This is a genomic window from Paenibacillus senegalensis JC66 (assembly GCF_000285515.1).
Taxonomy (GTDB): Bacteria; Bacillota; Bacilli; order Paenibacillales; family NBRC-103111; genus Paenibacillus_L; species Paenibacillus_L senegalensis.
This window is the reverse complement of the sequence record NZ_CAES01000160.1, coordinates 1-306: the sequence shown is the minus strand read 5'-3', so window position 1 is coordinate 306 and position 306 is coordinate 1. Positions and strand designations below refer to the sequence as shown.

Here is a 306-nt window from a genome sequence, read left to right as displayed (position 1 = left end):
TTATTCCTACCCCAAAAAGTGACGTCTTGCTTCGAGGCGGATTCCGAGTACTTTTCGGGGAGCCCCATAACACCTTGCCCAAACGTGAACTGATGCTTCATCAATTAGGTGTATTCACTTTTCGAAGACTCAATTGGTGGGCCCTAGTGGACTCGAACCACCGACCTCACCCTTATCAGGGGTGCGCTCTAACCAGCTGAGCTAAGGGCCCATTTTGCTTTCACAAAAAAATAACCTGGACATGGTTTCGCCCAGCTTCTTCATCTTGCTTGGCAAATGAATGTTGATCAGGTTGAATAACCCTCT

The 306-nt window shown here is 47.7% G+C and carries 1 tRNA gene; it reads right to left on the bottom strand.

The annotated features are described in order from the left end of the window. Positions 1 to 134: 134 nt before the first annotated feature. Positions 135 to 211 (bottom strand) — tRNA-Ile (locus tag PSHG_RS26120). Positions 212 to 306: the final 95 nt, after the last annotated feature.